Below are 14596 nucleotides of genomic sequence, written 5' to 3' on the forward strand. Positions count from 1 at the left end.
ATATAAACCCAATCAAATAAGTGAAAAGACGCATGAGCTAGACGAGACATGCTATCACTGTATCATGCATGATACAGGAGCTACTGAACGTAGTAAATGTTTAGGGCACCATCCATAGAATAATATAGAGGAGCATGCTCATCGTAACGCTCTTTTTTGGCTTGGTGAGAATTTAATCTCCCCTTGATGTTTTTGAAAAAAGGGCAACGAACAAGTTCAATTCAAAACTGTCCTTTGCCCTTGTTGTTCATTTCCCTATTATACTAATTCAATGATAACCATTGGCGCGCCGTCTCCACGACGAGGTCCAAGTTTCATGATACGAGTATATCCACCTTGACGTTCTTCATAACGTGGTGCAATATCACTAAACAATTTTTGAACAGCATCTTGGTTTGTTTCAGCATTTGCTACCTCATTACGAATATAAGCAGACGCTTGACGACGAGCATGTATATCTCCACGCTTACCAAGTGTAATCATTTTTTCAACAACTGAGCGAAGCTCTTTTGCACGTGTTTCAGTTGTTTGAATACGTTCGTTTATAATTAAATCTGTAGCTAAATCGCGTAGCATTGCCTTACGTTGCGAGCTAGTACGTCCTAACTTTCTGTATCCCATGAAAGTTTCCCTCCTTTGTTGAAGTCTTCTTTTTAGTGGTAGTGCTAACCGCAGAAAAATGTCTAGTTAATTCAGATTAACTAGTCAGTCATCCTTCCGTAAGCCTAACCCTAATTCTTCTAGTTTGTGTTTTACTTCTTCAAGAGATTTTCTACCTAAATTACGCACTTTCATCATATCTTCTTCAGTCTTATTAGCTAATTCCTGAACAGTATTGATGCCTGCACGCTTTAAGCAGTTGTACGAACGAACAGAAAGATCCAATTCTTCAATTGTCATTTCAAGAACTTTTTCTTTTTGATCTTCTTCTTTTTCAACCATAATCTCCGCATTTTGAGCTTCATCTGTTAAGCCCACAAAGATATTTAAATGTTCATTTAAAATCTTTGCTCCAAGAGCAATTGCATCTTGCGGACCTGTACTACCATCTGTCCAAACATCAAATGTTAACTTATCAAAGTTAGTCAATTGACCAACGCGTGTATTTTCCACCTGATAGGAGACACGTGAAACTGGAGTGTAAATAGAATCGATAGGAATTACACCGATTGGCTGGTCTTCCCGTTTGTTTTGGTCTGCAGGAGTATATCCACGCCCACGACGAGCAGTTAACCGCATACGTAAATGACCATTTGTACCAAGCGTTGCAATATGAAGATCAGGATTTAGGACCTCAACATCACTATCGTGTGTCACATCCGAAGCTTTCACAACACCTTCACCTTGCACATCAATTTCTAGAGTCTTTTCTTCATCAGAATAGATTTTTAGCGCCATTTTTTTTATGTTTAAAATGATTGACGTAACATCTTCTACTACACCTTCAATGGTAGAGAACTCATGAAGAACTCCGTCAATCTGAATGGATGTAACAGCGGCACCTGGGAGTGAGGATAGTAGAATACGACGTAAGGAGTTACCCAAAGTAGTACCATATCCACGCTCAAGTGGCTCCACGACGAACTTACCGTACTTAGTATCATCGCTGACCTCAATCGTTTCGATTTTTGGTTTTTCTATTTCGATCATCAAAATATACCCTCCTTCAAAACGTCGAAACCCCGGCTAGACCTCTAACCGAAATTCCCCCAGTATACATTCCCATTTGTGCAAACAACTGGAATAATAATTCTGTATAAGTTTTTTGTATCATAACCCATTATAGACAAGGTTACAAAATCTATACAGAAAAATTATACGCGACGACGTTTAGGTGGACGGCAACCATTATGAGGGACAGGAGTTACGTCTTTAATTGCAGTCACTTCCAAACCAGCAGCTTGAAGAGCACGAATCGCTGCTTCACGACCTGCGCCTGGTCCTTTAACAGTTACTTCCAAAGTTTTCATTCCATGTTCCATTGAAGTTTTTGCTGCAGTTTCTGCTGCCATTTGAGCTGCAAATGGAGTTGATTTACGAGAACCTTTAAAGCCTAACGAACCAGCGCTTGACCATGCAAGAGCATTCCCGTGAACGTCAGTGATTGTAACAATTGTGTTATTAAAAGTTGAACGAATATGTGCAACTCCTGCTTCAATATTCTTTTTCACACGACGTTTGCGTGTATTTGTTTTACGTGCCATTTATAGTACCTCCTTTACTGACCTATTTCTTCTTGTTCGCTACAGTCTTACGAGGACCTTTGCGTGTACGAGCATTGTTTTTAGTATTTTGTCCACGAACAGGTAAACCACGACGGTGACGTAATCCGCGGTAACACCCAATTTCCATTAAGCGTTTAATGTTAAGAGAAATTTCACGACGAAGGTCACCTTCGACTTTCAACTTATCAATAATCTCACGGATTTTGTTTAGTTCGTCTTCTGTTAAATCGCGAACGCGAGTGTTTTCAGAAACACCTGCTTCAGCTAATATTTGTTGAGCGGTATTTTTTCCAATACCATAAATATAAGTTAATGAGATAACAATTCGTTTTTCACGTGGAATATCTACACCAGCAATACGTGCCATTTAAAATAAGCACCTCCTTCTTATTAACCTTGTTTTTGTTTATGTTTAGGGTTTTCGCAGATAACCATGACTTTACCTTTTCTGCGGATAACTTTACATTTCTCGCAGATCGGCTTTACTGATGGTCTTACTTTCATTATCCTAACCTCCTTAATAGTACGGAGTGCAATGAGATTTATTTAAAACGGTAAGTGATTCTTCCGCGAGTCAAATCATATGGAGAAAGTTCAACAGTTACTTTATCACCAGGTAGAATGCGGATAAAGTGCATTCTAATTTTCCCTGATACATGAGCTAATACTGAATGACCATTTTCCAACTCTACCTTAAACATTGCGTTCGGCAAAGTTTCCAAAACCGTACCTTCTATCTCAATTACATCGTCTTTCGCCATCGAACACGAACTCCCTTCTTATTTCAAAATGTATCTTACTTCAAGGCTTTATATCCTAATGCGCTGCTCTAATAGAACTTTCATCGAACCTTTGTAAGTCTTGCCCAATATTAAGTCCCACATACTCGTGCGCAATGGATAAGCCGTTTGATTCTGTATACGATTGAATTGCGTGGGAGATGTTCGATAAACGTTCACCTAGTAGCTGGGTTTTACAAAGGATCATTCATGTAAGCTCCCGAGTAATTTATCGAGGTCAGCAAAAACATTACGAATATCCTGTTGACCATTGATATTTCGTAAATATCCTTTTGTTTCATAAAAATCAAGCAATGGCTTCGTCTGCTTTAGATTCACTTCTAAGCGGTTTTGAACCGTCTCTTCGTTATCATCAGCACGTTGATATAACTCTCCACCACAGCGATCACATACACCTTCTTGAGCAGGTGGGTTAAAAACAAGATGATAGGTAGCACCACAAGATTTACAAATACGTCTGCCTGTTAAGCGTTCCATTAAAATATCTTGGTTTACATCAATGTTTATAACAAAATTGATCTGTTTGTTCAAGTCAGAAAGTATACTTTCAAGAGCGTCTGCCTGAGCAACTGTTCTTGGAAAGCCATCAAGTAAAAACCCTTGATTACAATCCTCTTTACTTAATCGTTCGCGTACAATTCCGATTGTCACTTCATCAGGGACAAGATTCCCTTCATCCATAAAGGATTTCGCTTGTAAACCTAAATCAGTTCCTTCTTTGATGGCTGCACGGAACATATCCCCAGTAGAAATATGTGGAATGCCGTATTTTTCAACGATTCTCTCAGCTTGTGTACCTTTTCCGGCACCAGGGAGCCCCATTAATACTAAATTCACGTGTATTCCCCCCTCGTTAAACTAAGTTTTAGGAACGACAGAGTACCAAGAGTCTCAAGGCCTCATGCCCATAAACTAGTTATTTTATAAACCCTTTATAATGACGTTTGACTAATTGTGCTTCCAATTGCTTCATTGTTTCAAGAGCAACACCTATAACAATAAGTAAACTAGTCCCGCCGATTTGTGCTGACTGTGGAAGCCCGGCAACCTTTGTGAAGAACACTGGCAGTATAGCTATCACAGTTAAGAATATGGAACCTACAAAAGTTAAACGGTATAGGGTACGAGTTAAATATTCTTGTGTATTTATACCTGGTCGAATACCTGGTATATATCCACCCTGTTTCTTCAAGTTTTCAGCTACTTGTTCAGGGTTTACTTGTATAAAAGCATAGAAGTAAGTAAACGCAATAATCAATACTCCATACACAACCATTCCAATAGGATTCGTATAATCAAATACCTTTTGGATCCAAAGCGTCACATCATTTTGTTCAAAAAATGAAGCAATCGTCCTCGGTGTCACAATGAATGAAACGGCAAAGATAACCGGGATAACTCCTGCTGCATTTACTTTTAACGGTAGGTGAGTAGATTGACCTCCTGTAGGATTACGACCAGCTACCATACGTTTAGCATATTGAATTGGAATCTTTCTCAATGCTTCCTGAACAAAAATAACACCTACAACAATTGCAATAATAGCAATAACAATTAGCAATACCGTTATGATACGAATAAATAAATCATCACCGACATTTTCAAATTGTTGTGCATAGATTTGATTGACTATCGTTGGAATTCCTGCAACAATCCCAGCAAAGATGATAATAGAAATACCATTTCCAACACCCTTTGAAGTGATTTGTTCACCTAACCACATAAGAAAAGCAGTTCCACCGGTTAGTACAACAGCAATTAATAGGTATGTGCCGATACTTGGATTTTGAATTAACAGTCCACCAGCCATATTATTAAAGCCATATGACATTCCTAATGCCTGAATAAAACCAAGCACAATGGTAAAGTATCGTGTAAATTGGGTTAGTTTGCGACGTCCAACTTCCCCTTGTTTTGACCATTCTGTAAATTTAGGCACAACATCCATCTGCAATAATTGCACAATAATAGATGCTGTGATATATGGCATAATGCCCATTGCAAGGATGGAGAAGTTATTTAATGCTCCTCCAGCAAATGTATTCAGTACTCCAAACACACTAAGCTGATCTTGAGCAGCAAGGAACTCTGCATTCACATTCGGTACAGGGATAAATGTACCGATGCGAAATACGATCATCATTAATAGGGTGAATATAATTTTTCGTCTGATATCACCCACGCGCAATAAATTGGAGATTGTCTGAAACATTAAATCACCTCAGCATTACCGCCGGCAGCTTCGATTGACTCTTTTGCAGCAGAGGAGAATTTATGAGCCTTTACAGATAGTTTTTTCTCAATAGTACCTTTTGCTAGTATTTTAATACCAGCTTTTTCGTTACTAACCACACCTGTTTCGATTAACAGTTCTGGAGTAACTTCAGTTCCCTCTTCAAAACGATTAAGCGTATCAAGGTTAACAATCGCATATTCTTTACGGTTAATGTTTGTAAAACCACGTTTAGGTAAACGACGGAATAAAGGAGTTTGACCACCCTCGAATCCTGGGCGAACACCGCCACCAGAACGAGCGTTTTGTCCCTTATGACCCTTACCAGCAGTTTTACCATTTCCAGAACCGATACCGCGACCTTTACGCTTTCGATCATGACGAGAACCCTCTGCAGGTTTTAATTCATGAAGTTTCATATTGGCACCTCCTTATTTTTTAAGAAGAATGATATTAGTTTTCTTTAACAGTTACTAAGTGAGCAACTTTGTTAATCATTCCGCGAATTGCAGGATTGTCCTGCTGCTCAACAGTTTGGTTTAATTTACGCAAACCAAGAGCTATAACTGTTTTACGTTGGTCTTGTGGGCGACCAATGACACTGCGAGTGAGGGTAATTTGTAATTTATTAGCCATTTGATTTCCCTCCTTATCCTAACAGTTCTTCTACTGACTTACCACGTAATTTTGCTACGTCTTCAGCACGTTTTAATTGTTTTAATCCATCTAAAGTTGCACGCACCATGTTAATTGGTGTGTTTGTACCTAAAGATTTAGATAAAATGTCACCTACACCAGCCAATTCAAGTACAGCACGAACTGGTCCACCTGAGATAACTCCAGTACCTTCATATGCAGGCTTCAGAAGAATTTCACCAGCACCGAAATGTCCGATTACTTCATGAGGAATCGTAGTACCAACCATAGGTACTTCAATGAGATTTTTCTTTGCATCTTCAATTGCTTTACGGATTGCATCAGGAACTTCTTGTGCTTTTCCTGTACCGAAGCCAACGTGGCCGTTTTTATCGCCTACTACTACAAGAGCAGTAAAACGGAAACGACGTCCACCTTTAACTACTTTCGCTACGCGGTTAACCGTAACTACGCGTTCTTCTAGTTCAAGTTTGTTTGGATCAATACGACGCATCTTTTTATGTCCCTCCTTTATCTATTAAAATTCTAAACCATTTTCGCGGGCAGCATCTGCTAACGCTTGTATACGTCCATGATAGAGGTATCCTCCACGGTCAAAAACAACAGATTTAATACCTTTTTCAACTGCACGTTTTGCTACAAGTTCTCCGACCTTAACAGCAGCATCCACATTGCTTGAAGATTCAACGCTAACGTCTTTATCTAATGTAGAAGCACTCGCTAAAGTAACTCCATTTACATCATCAATGAGTTGCGCATAAATGTGCTTGTTTGAGCGAAACACATTTAAACGAGGACGAGATTCAGTCCCACTAAGTTTAGAACGCACACGTGCGTGTCTTTTCTTACGGACTTCATTTTTGTCAGCCTTCGTAATCATTTAGGTCACTCCTTTCGTTTACCTATGCGGCATTACTTACCTGTTTTACCTTCTTTACGACGAACATATTCACCTTCATAACGGATTCCTTTACCTTTATACGGTTCAGGAGGACGAACGTCACGAATATTAGCAGCTAGTGCACCGACGCGCTCTTTGTTAATACCTTTTACGATTAGCTTTGTATTAGCTGGTACTTCAACTTCAATACCTTCTTCAGGTGTAATCTCAACAGGGTGAGAGTAACCAACATTCAATATAAGTTTATTACCTTGTTTTTGAGCACGGTAACCGACACCGATTAACTCAAGACCTTTTTCAAATCCTTTTGATACACCTTCAACCATATTGGAAAGCAACGCGCGAGTTGTTCCGTGCAATGCACGATGATCTTTCGCATCAGAGGGACGAGATACTGTAATAATATTCTCTTCCACTTTGATTTCGATATCAGGATTAAATGAACGAGTTAGTTCACCTTTAGGACCTTTAACCGTCACAGTGTTATTGTTATCGATTGTAAGCGTTACACCAGATGGAATTTCGATTGGCTTTTTACCTATACGAGACATTTATTGCACCTCCATTCATTAAAAACTTTATTACCAAACGTATGCTAATACTTCTCCGCCGACTTGTTTTGCACGAGCCTCTTTGTCTGTAAGAACTCCTTGAGAAGTAGATACTAATGCGACGCCTAGTCCGTTTAATACGCGCGGTACTTCGTTTGATTTCGCATATACACGAAGACCTGGTTTACTAATACGTTTAAGACCTGTAATGACGCGCTCATTGCTAGAACCGTATTTTAAGAAAATGCGGATAATACCTTGTTTATTATCTTCGATATATTCAACGTCACGAATGAAACCTTCACGCTTTAAAATTTCAGCAATCTCTTTTTTCATATTAGAAGCAGGAACTTCTAATTTTTCGTGACGAACCATATTTGCATTACGAATACGTGTAAGCAAATCTGCAATTGGATCTGTCATGACCATTGATTTTACCTCCTTCCCAAATATGGGTTTTACCAGCTAGCTTTTTTAACACCAGGAATTTGTCCTTTGTATGCTAATTCACGGAAACAAATTCGGCAAAGCTTAAATTTACGATATACAGAATGTGGACGACCACAACGTTCGCAGCGTGTGTATTCTTGTACTTTAAATTTTGAAGTGCGTTTTTGTTTCGCAATCATTGACTTTTTAGCCACGTTTTCGCCTCCCTCTATTTAAAGATTACTTTTGGAATGGCATTCCGAACTGAGTTAGAAGTTCACGTGCTTCTTCATCAGTATTCGCTGTCGTTACAATAACGATATCCATACCACGTACTTTACTTACTTTATCGTAATCAATTTCTGGGAAAATCAATTGTTCCCTAACTCCAAGTGTATAATTTCCACGTCCATCAAAGGATTTTTTAGAAATTCCACGGAAGTCACGTACACGCGGTAGAGAAACTGATACTAATTTATCAAAGAATTCGTACATACGCTCACCACGAAGAGTTACTTTCGCACCGATCGGCATTCCTTCACGAAGACGGAAACCAGCGATAGACTTCTTCGCACGAGTAACAACAGGCTTTTGACCTGTGATTAATGCAAGTTCTTCTACAGCATTATCCAGAACTTTTGCATTTTGCACAGCATCACCAATTCCCATGTTGATAACGATTTTCTCAATTTTTGGTACTTCCATAATTGATTTATAATTAAACTTGCCCATTAGAGCAGGAGTAATGTCTTTAACAAATTTTTCTTTTAGGCGGCTCATTCATTGTACCTCCCTTCTTCTTTTGACTATTTATCTAGAACTTCACCTGATTTTTTTGCTATGCGTACTCTTTTGCCGTCAACCACTTTTATACCTACACGAGTTGGTTCTCCGGTCTTTGGATCGATAGGCATAACGTTTGATACATGAATAGGTGCTTCCTGGCTAAAGATTCCACCTTGTGGATTCATTTGAGATGGCTTAGAGTGTTTCTTTACAATGTTCACACCTTCTACGAGAACACGGCTATTCTTAGGAAAAGAAGCAAGAATGACACCTGTTTTGCCTTTATCTTTACCAGAGATGACCATAACTTTGTCACCTTTTTTTACATGCATCTGTTTGCACCTCCTTAAAGGCAGTAATTTTTAAATTATAATACTTCTGGAGCTAGAGAAACGATTTTCATGAAATTGCTATCACGTAATTCACGTGCAACTGGTCCGAAAATACGAGTTCCACGAGGACTCTTATCGTCACGGATAATTACACATGCGTTTTCATCAAAACGAATGTAAGTACCGTCATTACGACGCATACCGAACTTTGTGCGTACAACTACAGCTTTAACTACATCGCCTTTTTTAACAACGCCACCTGGTGTTGCTTGTTTTACTGTACAAACAATAACGTCACCGATATTAGCTGTTTTACGACCAGAACCACCTAGAACTTTAATGGTTAATACCTCACGGGCACCAGAATTGTCAGCAACTTTTAAACGTGTTTCTTGTTGAATCATGTGTATAACCTCCCTTCGGGATCATGCATATCCGATCAATTAAATAATAACTGCTTCTTCCACTACTTCTACTAGACGGAAACGCTTAGTAGCAGAAAGCGGACGAGTTTCCATAATGCGAACGATATCGCCAATTTTTGCTTGGTTTTGCTCATCATGAGCTTTGAACTTTTTAGAGTACTTTACGCGCTTACCATACAATGGATGCTTTTTATGTGTTTCAACAACTACAGTAATGGTCTTATCCATTTTATCAGAAACAACACGTCCAGTGTAAACTTTGCGTTGGTTACGTTCACTCATTTATGAACCTCCTCTCGATTTATCGATTGTTAACGCCGATCTCTCTTTCACGAATCACTGTTTTCATGCGAGCTATCGCTTTGCGCACTTCACGAATACGAGCTGTGTTTTCAAGTTGTCCAGTCGCCAATTGAAAGCGTAGGTTGAAAAGCTCTTCTTTTAATGATTTTACTTTTTGTTCGATTTCTGCAGTGGTAAGGTCACGAATTTCATTAGCTTTCATTTGATTCACCACCAATTTCTTCTCGTTTTACAAACTTACATTTAACTGGAAGTTTGTGTGCGGCAAGTCGTAATGCTTCACGTGCAATTTCCTCAGAAACTCCTGCGATTTCAAACATTACTTTACCAGGTTTAACAACTGCTACCCATCCTTCAGGAGCACCTTTACCGGAACCCATCCGAACTTCTAAAGGCTTAGCAGTGTAAGGTTTATGTGGGAATATTTGAATCCATACCTTACCACCACGTTTCATATAACGTGTCATAGCGATACGGGCAGATTCAATTTGGCGGTTTGTAATCCATGATGCTTCAGTAGCTTGAAGACCAAATTCGCCGAAATTTACAGTAGTACCACCTTTTGATTGACCGCGCATTTTTCCACGGTGTACACGACGATACTTTACACGTTTTGGCAATAACATAATTATTTGCCTCCTTCCTCAGTTTTCTTCTTAGTAGGAAGGACTTCTCCACGGTAGATCCACACTTTTACGCCAAGTTTACCATAAGTAGTATCAGCTTCTGCATGAGCATAATCGATGTCTGCACGTAGAGTATGAAGTGGAACTGTTCCTTCACTATAAGACTCAGAACGAGCGATGTCTGCACCACCTAAACGACCGGATACCATTGTTTTGATACCTTTTGCACCAGAGCGCATCGCACGTTGAATAACTTGTTTTTGAGCACGACGAAATGATACACGGTTTTCTAATTGACGAGCAATGTTTTCCGCAACCAATTTCGCATCAACGTCAGCTTTTTTAATTTCAAGTATATTAATGTGAACACGTTTCCCAGTAAGTGAATTTAATGCTTTACGTAAAGCTTCAACTTCCGTTCCGCCTTTACCAATTACCATACCAGGTTTAGCAGTATGAACAGTAACATTTAAACGGTTAGCTGCACGTTCGATTTCAACTTTAGAAACAGAAGAGTCTTTTAAACGTTTCGCAATATACTCACGTACTTTTAGGTCTTCGTGTAATAGATCAGCATAGTCTTTTCCTGCATACCATCTAGATTCCCAATCACGGATAACCCCGATACGCAAACCGACTGGATTTACTTTTTGACCCACTAACTACCCCTCCTTCTTTTCTGATAAAACGATTGTAATATGACTAGTGCGTTTATTAATTTGGCTAGCGCGACCTTGTGCACGAGGACGGAAACGTTTCATTGTTGGTCCTTCGTCTACAAAAGCTTGGGCAACAACTAAATTATTAACGTCCATTTCATAGTTGTGCTCAGCGTTCGCTACAGCAGAATTCAATACTTTTTCTATGATTGGAGAAGCAGCCTTTGGTGTAAGTTTTAAAATGGCTACTGCTTCGCCAATTTGCTTTCCTCGAATTAAATCTGCGACTAAACGAGCTTTACGAGGAGCAATACGAACTGTTCTTGCAACAGCTTTAGCTTGCATATAAATGCCCTCCTCTCATTAACGTCTTGTTTTCTTATCGTCATTTCCATGGCCTTTGTATGCACGACTTGGAGCAAATTCTCCAAGTTTGTGGCCTACCATGTCTTCAGTAACATATACAGGCACATGTTTACGACCATCATAAACTGCAATTGTATGTCCAATAAATTGTGGGAAAATTGTTGAACGTCTTGACCAAGTTTTTATAACCTGCTTGCTATTTGTTTCACTTAATTTCTCAACCTTTGTCATTAAATGTTCATCAACAAAAGGTCCTTTTTTTAAGCTGCGACCCATAATTGAACCTCCCTTCGTGATTGCTCTACGGCTCTTCCTTTGAACCGTAGTACAATCTCGTTATTTTTTACGACGACGAACAATAAATTTATCTGATTTATTATTCTTCTTACGAGTTTTGTAACCAAGAGTTGGTTTACCCCAAGGAGTCATAGGAGACTTACGTCCAATTGGCGAGCGTCCTTCACCACCACCGTGTGGGTGATCGTTAGGGTTCATAACAGATCCACGTACTGTAGGGCGTTTGCCTAACCAACGAGAACGACCTGCTTTACCAATATTAATAAGTTCATGTTGTTCATTCCCTACTTGACCTACTGTTGCACGACAAGTAGCTAAAATCATACGAACTTCTCCTGAATTCAAACGAACAAGTACATATTTACCCTCTTTACCAAGAACCTGTGCTGAAGTACCTGCAGAACGTACTAATTGTCCGCCCTTTCCAGGTTTTAACTCGATATTATGGATAACTGTACCTACTGGAATATTCACTAACGGAAGTGCATTTCCTACTTTAATGTCTGCCTCTGGGCCGGACATTACCTCTAAACCTACTGTAAGGTTCTTGGGAGCTAGGATATAACGCTTCTCTCCATCTACATAATTGATTAATGCAATATTTGCAGAACGGTTTGGATCATATTCTATTGTGGCAACGCGTCCTGGAATGCCATCTTTATCGCGTTTAAAATCGATAATACGATATTGACGCTTATGGCCACCACCTTGATGACGAACTGTGATTTTACCTTGGTTGTTACGGCCGCCTTTACGATGCACTGGAGCAAGTAAGGATTTCTCTGGTGTGCTTGTAGTGATTTCAGCAAAGTCAGATGAAGTCATATTGCGTCGACCGTTACTGGTAGGTTTATACTTTTTAATCGCCATTTCATTTCCCTCCTCTTCTTATTTAGATTTTATGCTTCAAAAATTTCGATTTCTTTACTGTCGGCTGTTAGTTTAACAATCGCTTTACGACGTTTGTTTGTGTAACCACCGAATTTACCCATACGCTTGAACTTACCTTTGTAGTTCATGATGTTAACTTTATCAACTTTTACACTGAAAATTTCTTCTACAGCGTCTTTTACTTGAGTTTTGTTAGCTCTAACATCAACATCAAAAGTATATTTTTTATCGGCCATTAAATCAGTAGAACGTTCAGTGATAACGGGGCGCTTAATGATATCGCGTGCATCCATTATGCAAGCACCTCCTCTACTTTTTCAACTGCAGCTTTTGTCATGATTAAACGGTCATGATTCAAAACATCTAAAACGTTAATGCCTTCAGCAGTAAGTACTGTTACACCAGGAAGATTACGAGCAGATAACGCTACATTTTCATCAAGGTCTGCAGTAACGATTAATGTTTTAGAATCAACAGAAAGTGCCTTTAGCACATCTTTAAATTCTTTTGTTTTTGGAGCATCGAAAGCCAGGCTTTCTAATACCAAGATGTTCTCATCTACTACTTTAGATGATAACGCAGATTTAATCGCTAAGCGACGAACTTTTTTTGGTAATTTATAGCTATAGCTACGTGGTGTTGGTCCAAATACAGTTCCGCCTCCACGCCATTGTGGTGATCTAATGGAACCTTGGCGCGCACGACCAGTTCCTTTTTGACGCCATGGTTTACGTCCACCACCAGCTACTTCAGAACGTACTTTTGTTTTATGTGTTCCTTGACGCAAAGATGCTCTTTGCATAACAACCGCTTCAAATAGTACATGTTGGTTTGGTTCAATCCCAAATACAGATTCATTAAGCTCGATTTCACTTACTTTTGAACCGCTTTGGTTAAATAAATCAACTTTCGGCATTCTCATTTCCTCCTTTCCGACTTAATTAGTTCCCTTTAATCGCACTTTTAATTTTCAGCAATGCTTTTCTAGCACCAGGAACATTACCTTTAATTAATAGTAGGTTACGATCAGCGTCGATTTTCACAATTTCAAGATTCTGAACTGTTACTTGCTCTCCACCCATACGACCAGGTAATAATTTGCCTTTGAATACACGGTTTGGAGCTACAGGCCCCATTGAACCTGGGCGACGATGATAACGAGATCCGTGAGCCATTGGTCCACGAGATTGTCCGTGGCGCTTAATTGCACCTTGGAAACCTTTACCTTTCGATACACCTGTTACATCTATTACATCGCCTTCTGCAAATATATCAACTTTGACTTCTTGACCAACTTCATATACTTCTAAGTCAACCCCGCGGAATTCGCGAACGAAGCGCTTAGGAGCAGTATTCGCTTTAGAAACGTGTCCCTTTTCAGGTTTATTAGACAGCTTTTCACGTTTGTCTTCAAAACCTAATTGAATCGCTTCATAACCATCAGTTTCACCTGATTTCTTTTGAAGAACAATATTATTTCCAGCTTCAACAACAGTTACTGGAATTAAATCACCATTTTCTGCAAATACTTGAGTCATACCGATCTTTCTTCCTAAGATTCCTTTGGTCATTTCAGTCACACCTCCTAATTTGTATTTTATTTCATTTTATTAGATTAAAGTTTAATTTCGATATCAACGCCAGATGGTAAATCTAAACGCATTAATGAATCGACTGTTTGTGGTGTTGGATTAATAATATCAATCAAACGTTTATGTGTACGCATCTCAAATTGCTCACGAGAATCTTTGTACTTGTGTACCGCACGTAAGATCGTATAAACTGATTTCTCAGTTGGTAGTGGAATCGGGCCTGATACAGCTGCACCAGAACGCTTCGCAGTTTCCACAATCTTTTCAGAAGATTGATCAAGAATTCTATGATCATATGCTTTAAGACGTATACGAATTTTTTGTTTTGCCATTATTTTCCCTCCTTTTCGCCTATATTAGAATAGACATTCTCCGTGGAAATCTCCCGCACACTCGCCATGGCAAAGCGGCCGGGTGTGTCAGCAACCTCCCACATCATCGCAGTCAAAGACCAACATTGTCTATTATACAATAAAACATCATAAAAAAGCAACATAAAATATAATGTTTTTTTCCATGTCTT

At 39.2% G+C, this 14596-nt stretch carries 29 protein-coding genes and 1 pseudogene; all 30 read right to left on the reverse strand.

All coding sequences use genetic code 11. The annotated features are described in order from the left end of the window. Positions 1–258 precede the first annotated feature (258 nt). Positions 259–621, reverse strand: coding sequence for a 50S ribosomal protein L17 (gene rplQ / locus JMM81_RS16140; protein WP_256242588.1), 363 nt, complete (start codon positions 619–621; stop codon positions 259–261). 84 nt (positions 622–705) lie between these two features. After that, positions 706–1650 carry a DNA-directed RNA polymerase subunit alpha gene (locus JMM81_RS16145; protein ID WP_256242649.1) on the reverse strand — a complete coding sequence of 315 codons (945 nt, stop codon included), beginning with the start codon at positions 1648–1650 and terminating at the stop codon, positions 706–708. A gap of 164 nt (positions 1651–1814) precedes the next feature. Continuing rightward, positions 1815–2204, reverse strand: coding sequence for a 30S ribosomal protein S11 (rpsK, locus tag JMM81_RS16150; protein ID WP_256242589.1), 390 nt, complete (start codon positions 2202–2204; stop codon positions 1815–1817). Positions 2205–2226: 22 nt separating this feature from the next. After that, positions 2227–2592 (reverse strand): 30S ribosomal protein S13, encoded by a 366-nt coding sequence (gene rpsM, locus JMM81_RS16155; protein ID WP_256242590.1) that lies wholly within the window; start codon positions 2590–2592, stop codon positions 2227–2229. A 23-nt stretch (positions 2593–2615) separates the two neighbouring features. Continuing rightward, positions 2616–2729, reverse strand: coding sequence for a 50S ribosomal protein L36 (gene rpmJ / locus JMM81_RS16160; protein ID WP_003156543.1), 114 nt, complete (start codon positions 2727–2729; stop codon positions 2616–2618). A 38-nt stretch (positions 2730–2767) separates the two neighbouring features. Beyond that, the gene (gene infA / locus JMM81_RS16165; protein ID WP_256242591.1) at positions 2768–2986 is read right to left on the reverse strand and encodes a translation initiation factor IF-1; all 219 of its coding nucleotides are present in this window, start codon (positions 2984–2986) and stop codon (positions 2768–2770) included. Positions 2987–3080: 94 nt separating this feature from the next. Then, positions 3081–3185, reverse strand: a pseudogene (locus JMM81_RS16170) (type I methionyl aminopeptidase); the annotation flags it as partial. A gap of 23 nt (positions 3186–3208) precedes the next feature. Beyond that, positions 3209–3862 (reverse strand): adenylate kinase, encoded by a 654-nt coding sequence (locus tag JMM81_RS16175; RefSeq protein WP_256242592.1) that lies wholly within the window; start codon positions 3860–3862, stop codon positions 3209–3211. Between the two features lie 79 nt (positions 3863–3941). Next, positions 3942–5237 (reverse strand): preprotein translocase subunit SecY, encoded by a 1296-nt coding sequence (secY, locus tag JMM81_RS16180; RefSeq protein WP_256242593.1) that lies wholly within the window; start codon positions 5235–5237, stop codon positions 3942–3944. After that, positions 5237–5677, reverse strand: coding sequence for a 50S ribosomal protein L15 (rplO, locus tag JMM81_RS16185; RefSeq protein WP_256242594.1), 441 nt, complete (start codon positions 5675–5677; stop codon positions 5237–5239). Before rplO ends, secY begins: the two co-directional genes overlap by 1 nt. Positions 5678–5711: 34 nt before the next feature. Further along, on the reverse strand, positions 5712–5894 hold the full coding sequence (gene rpmD, locus JMM81_RS16190; RefSeq protein ID WP_256242595.1) for a 50S ribosomal protein L30: 183 nt from the start codon (positions 5892–5894) through the stop codon (positions 5712–5714). Positions 5895–5907: 13 nt separating this feature from the next. After that, complete coding sequence (gene rpsE / locus JMM81_RS16195) at positions 5908–6408, reverse strand: 30S ribosomal protein S5 (RefSeq protein WP_256242596.1); 501 nt, start codon at positions 6406–6408, stop codon at positions 5908–5910. A gap of 24 nt (positions 6409–6432) precedes the next feature. After that, complete coding sequence (gene rplR / locus JMM81_RS16200; protein ID WP_256242597.1) at positions 6433–6795, reverse strand: 50S ribosomal protein L18; 363 nt, start codon at positions 6793–6795, stop codon at positions 6433–6435. A 32-nt stretch (positions 6796–6827) separates the two neighbouring features. Next, complete coding sequence (rplF, locus tag JMM81_RS16205; protein WP_256242598.1) at positions 6828–7367, reverse strand: 50S ribosomal protein L6; 540 nt, start codon at positions 7365–7367, stop codon at positions 6828–6830. A gap of 30 nt (positions 7368–7397) precedes the next feature. Then, entirely contained in the window at positions 7398–7796 is a 399-nt protein-coding gene (rpsH, locus tag JMM81_RS16210) for a 30S ribosomal protein S8 (RefSeq protein ID WP_256242599.1), read from the reverse strand. Between the two features lie 29 nt (positions 7797–7825). Continuing rightward, a complete protein-coding gene (rpsN, locus tag JMM81_RS16215) occupies positions 7826–8011 on the reverse strand; it encodes a 30S ribosomal protein S14 (RefSeq protein ID WP_251636507.1) in 186 nt (61 codons plus the stop codon). A 25-nt stretch (positions 8012–8036) separates the two neighbouring features. Further along, positions 8037–8576 carry a 50S ribosomal protein L5 gene (gene rplE / locus JMM81_RS16220; protein WP_256242600.1) on the reverse strand — a complete coding sequence of 180 codons (540 nt, stop codon included), beginning with the start codon at positions 8574–8576 and terminating at the stop codon, positions 8037–8039. Positions 8577–8602: 26 nt separating this feature from the next. Then, positions 8603–8914, reverse strand: a complete 312-nt coding sequence (gene rplX, locus JMM81_RS16225) for a 50S ribosomal protein L24 (RefSeq protein ID WP_256242602.1) — start codon at positions 8912–8914, stop codon at positions 8603–8605. Positions 8915–8949: 35 nt separating this feature from the next. Beyond that, positions 8950–9318 (reverse strand): 50S ribosomal protein L14, encoded by a 369-nt coding sequence (rplN, locus tag JMM81_RS16230; RefSeq protein ID WP_256242603.1) that lies wholly within the window; start codon positions 9316–9318, stop codon positions 8950–8952. Positions 9319–9357: 39 nt separating this feature from the next. Beyond that, on the reverse strand, positions 9358–9621 hold the full coding sequence (gene rpsQ / locus JMM81_RS16235; RefSeq protein WP_256242604.1) for a 30S ribosomal protein S17: 264 nt from the start codon (positions 9619–9621) through the stop codon (positions 9358–9360). 19 nt (positions 9622–9640) lie between these two features. Further along, positions 9641–9844, reverse strand: a complete 204-nt coding sequence (gene rpmC / locus JMM81_RS16240; protein ID WP_003351417.1) for a 50S ribosomal protein L29 — start codon at positions 9842–9844, stop codon at positions 9641–9643. Then, positions 9834–10268 carry a 50S ribosomal protein L16 gene (rplP, locus tag JMM81_RS16245; protein WP_256242605.1) on the reverse strand — a complete coding sequence of 145 codons (435 nt, stop codon included), beginning with the start codon at positions 10266–10268 and terminating at the stop codon, positions 9834–9836. Before rplP ends, rpmC begins: the two co-directional genes overlap by 11 nt. Before the next feature lie 2 nt (positions 10269–10270). After that, positions 10271–10927: a 30S ribosomal protein S3 gene (gene rpsC / locus JMM81_RS16250; RefSeq protein ID WP_256242606.1), complete on the reverse strand. Its 657-nt coding sequence runs from the start codon at positions 10925–10927 to the stop codon at positions 10271–10273. 3 nt (positions 10928–10930) lie between these two features. Further along, positions 10931–11272, reverse strand: a complete 342-nt coding sequence (gene rplV / locus JMM81_RS16255) for a 50S ribosomal protein L22 (RefSeq protein ID WP_256242607.1) — start codon at positions 11270–11272, stop codon at positions 10931–10933. An 18-nt stretch (positions 11273–11290) separates the two neighbouring features. After that, positions 11291–11569 (reverse strand): 30S ribosomal protein S19, encoded by a 279-nt coding sequence (gene rpsS / locus JMM81_RS16260; RefSeq protein WP_256242609.1) that lies wholly within the window; start codon positions 11567–11569, stop codon positions 11291–11293. A gap of 60 nt (positions 11570–11629) precedes the next feature. Continuing rightward, positions 11630–12460 (reverse strand): 50S ribosomal protein L2, encoded by an 831-nt coding sequence (gene rplB, locus JMM81_RS16265; protein ID WP_256242610.1) that lies wholly within the window; start codon positions 12458–12460, stop codon positions 11630–11632. A 29-nt stretch (positions 12461–12489) separates the two neighbouring features. Then, the gene (gene rplW / locus JMM81_RS16270; RefSeq protein WP_256242650.1) at positions 12490–12777 is read right to left on the reverse strand and encodes a 50S ribosomal protein L23; all 288 of its coding nucleotides are present in this window, start codon (positions 12775–12777) and stop codon (positions 12490–12492) included. After that, positions 12774–13397: a 50S ribosomal protein L4 gene (gene rplD / locus JMM81_RS16275; RefSeq protein WP_256242611.1), complete on the reverse strand. Its 624-nt coding sequence runs from the start codon at positions 13395–13397 to the stop codon at positions 12774–12776. Before rplD ends, rplW begins: the two co-directional genes overlap by 4 nt. A 25-nt stretch (positions 13398–13422) precedes the next feature. Further along, complete coding sequence (gene rplC / locus JMM81_RS16280; protein WP_256242612.1) at positions 13423–14052, reverse strand: 50S ribosomal protein L3; 630 nt, start codon at positions 14050–14052, stop codon at positions 13423–13425. A gap of 44 nt (positions 14053–14096) precedes the next feature. Further along, the gene (gene rpsJ / locus JMM81_RS16285) at positions 14097–14405 is read right to left on the reverse strand and encodes a 30S ribosomal protein S10 (protein ID WP_071396717.1); all 309 of its coding nucleotides are present in this window, start codon (positions 14403–14405) and stop codon (positions 14097–14099) included. Positions 14406–14596: the final 191 nt, after the last annotated feature.

The sequence above is a fragment of the Bacillus sp. V3B genome, assembly GCF_024494465.1.
Classification (GTDB): domain Bacteria; phylum Bacillota; class Bacilli; order Bacillales; family Cytobacillaceae; genus Bacillus_BD.

Coding starts and splice junctions, on each gene's coding strand:
- rpsS (WP_256242609.1), bottom strand. CDS start 11,569: ATGGGTCGCAGCTTAAAAAAAGGACCTTTTGTTGATGAACATTTAATG.
- rplF (WP_256242598.1), bottom strand. CDS start 7,367: ATGTCTCGTATAGGTAAAAAGCCAATCGAAATTCCATCTGGTGTAACG.
- rpsM (WP_256242590.1), bottom strand. CDS start 2,592: ATGGCACGTATTGCTGGTGTAGATATTCCACGTGAAAAACGAATTGTT.
- rpmD (WP_256242595.1), bottom strand. CDS start 5,894: ATGGCTAATAAATTACAAATTACCCTCACTCGCAGTGTCATTGGTCGC.
- rplB (WP_256242610.1), bottom strand. CDS start 12,460: ATGGCGATTAAAAAGTATAAACCTACCAGTAACGGTCGACGCAATATG.
- rplD (WP_256242611.1), bottom strand. CDS start 13,397: ATGCCGAAAGTTGATTTATTTAACCAAAGCGGTTCAAAAGTAAGTGAA.
- rplE (WP_256242600.1), bottom strand. CDS start 8,576: ATGAGCCGCCTAAAAGAAAAATTTGTTAAAGACATTACTCCTGCTCTA.
- rpmC (WP_003351417.1), bottom strand. CDS start 9,844: ATGAAAGCTAATGAAATTCGTGACCTTACCACTGCAGAAATCGAACAA.
- rplV (WP_256242607.1), bottom strand. CDS start 11,272: ATGCAAGCTAAAGCTGTTGCAAGAACAGTTCGTATTGCTCCTCGTAAA.
- rplO (WP_256242594.1), bottom strand. CDS start 5,677: ATGAAACTTCATGAATTAAAACCTGCAGAGGGTTCTCGTCATGATCGA.
- rpsJ (WP_071396717.1), bottom strand. CDS start 14,405: ATGGCAAAACAAAAAATTCGTATACGTCTTAAAGCATATGATCATAGA.
- rplP (WP_256242605.1), bottom strand. CDS start 10,268: ATGTTATTGCCAAAACGTGTAAAGTATCGTCGTGTACACCGTGGAAAA.
- rplC (WP_256242612.1), bottom strand. CDS start 14,052: ATGACCAAAGGAATCTTAGGAAGAAAGATCGGTATGACTCAAGTATTT.
- rpsQ (WP_256242604.1), bottom strand. CDS start 9,621: ATGAGTGAACGTAACCAACGCAAAGTTTACACTGGACGTGTTGTTTCT.
- rplR (WP_256242597.1), bottom strand. CDS start 6,795: ATGATTACGAAGGCTGACAAAAATGAAGTCCGTAAGAAAAGACACGCA.
- rpsH (WP_256242599.1), bottom strand. CDS start 7,796: ATGGTCATGACAGATCCAATTGCAGATTTGCTTACACGTATTCGTAAT.
- infA (WP_256242591.1), bottom strand. CDS start 2,986: ATGGCGAAAGACGATGTAATTGAGATAGAAGGTACGGTTTTGGAAACT.
- rpsK (WP_256242589.1), bottom strand. CDS start 2,204: ATGGCACGTAAAACAAATACACGCAAACGTCGTGTGAAAAAGAATATT.
- rplX (WP_256242602.1), bottom strand. CDS start 8,914: ATGCATGTAAAAAAAGGTGACAAAGTTATGGTCATCTCTGGTAAAGAT.
- JMM81_RS16145 (WP_256242649.1), bottom strand. CDS start 1,650: ATGATCGAAATAGAAAAACCAAAAATCGAAACGATTGAGGTCAGCGAT.
- rpsE (WP_256242596.1), bottom strand. CDS start 6,408: ATGCGTCGTATTGATCCAAACAAACTTGAACTAGAAGAACGCGTAGTT.
- rpmJ (WP_003156543.1), bottom strand. CDS start 2,729: ATGAAAGTAAGACCATCAGTAAAGCCGATCTGCGAGAAATGTAAAGTT.
- rplN (WP_256242603.1), bottom strand. CDS start 9,318: ATGATTCAACAAGAAACACGTTTAAAAGTTGCTGACAATTCTGGTGCC.
- rplQ (WP_256242588.1), bottom strand. CDS start 621: ATGGGATACAGAAAGTTAGGACGTACTAGCTCGCAACGTAAGGCAATG.
- secY (WP_256242593.1), bottom strand. CDS start 5,237: ATGTTTCAGACAATCTCCAATTTATTGCGCGTGGGTGATATCAGACGA.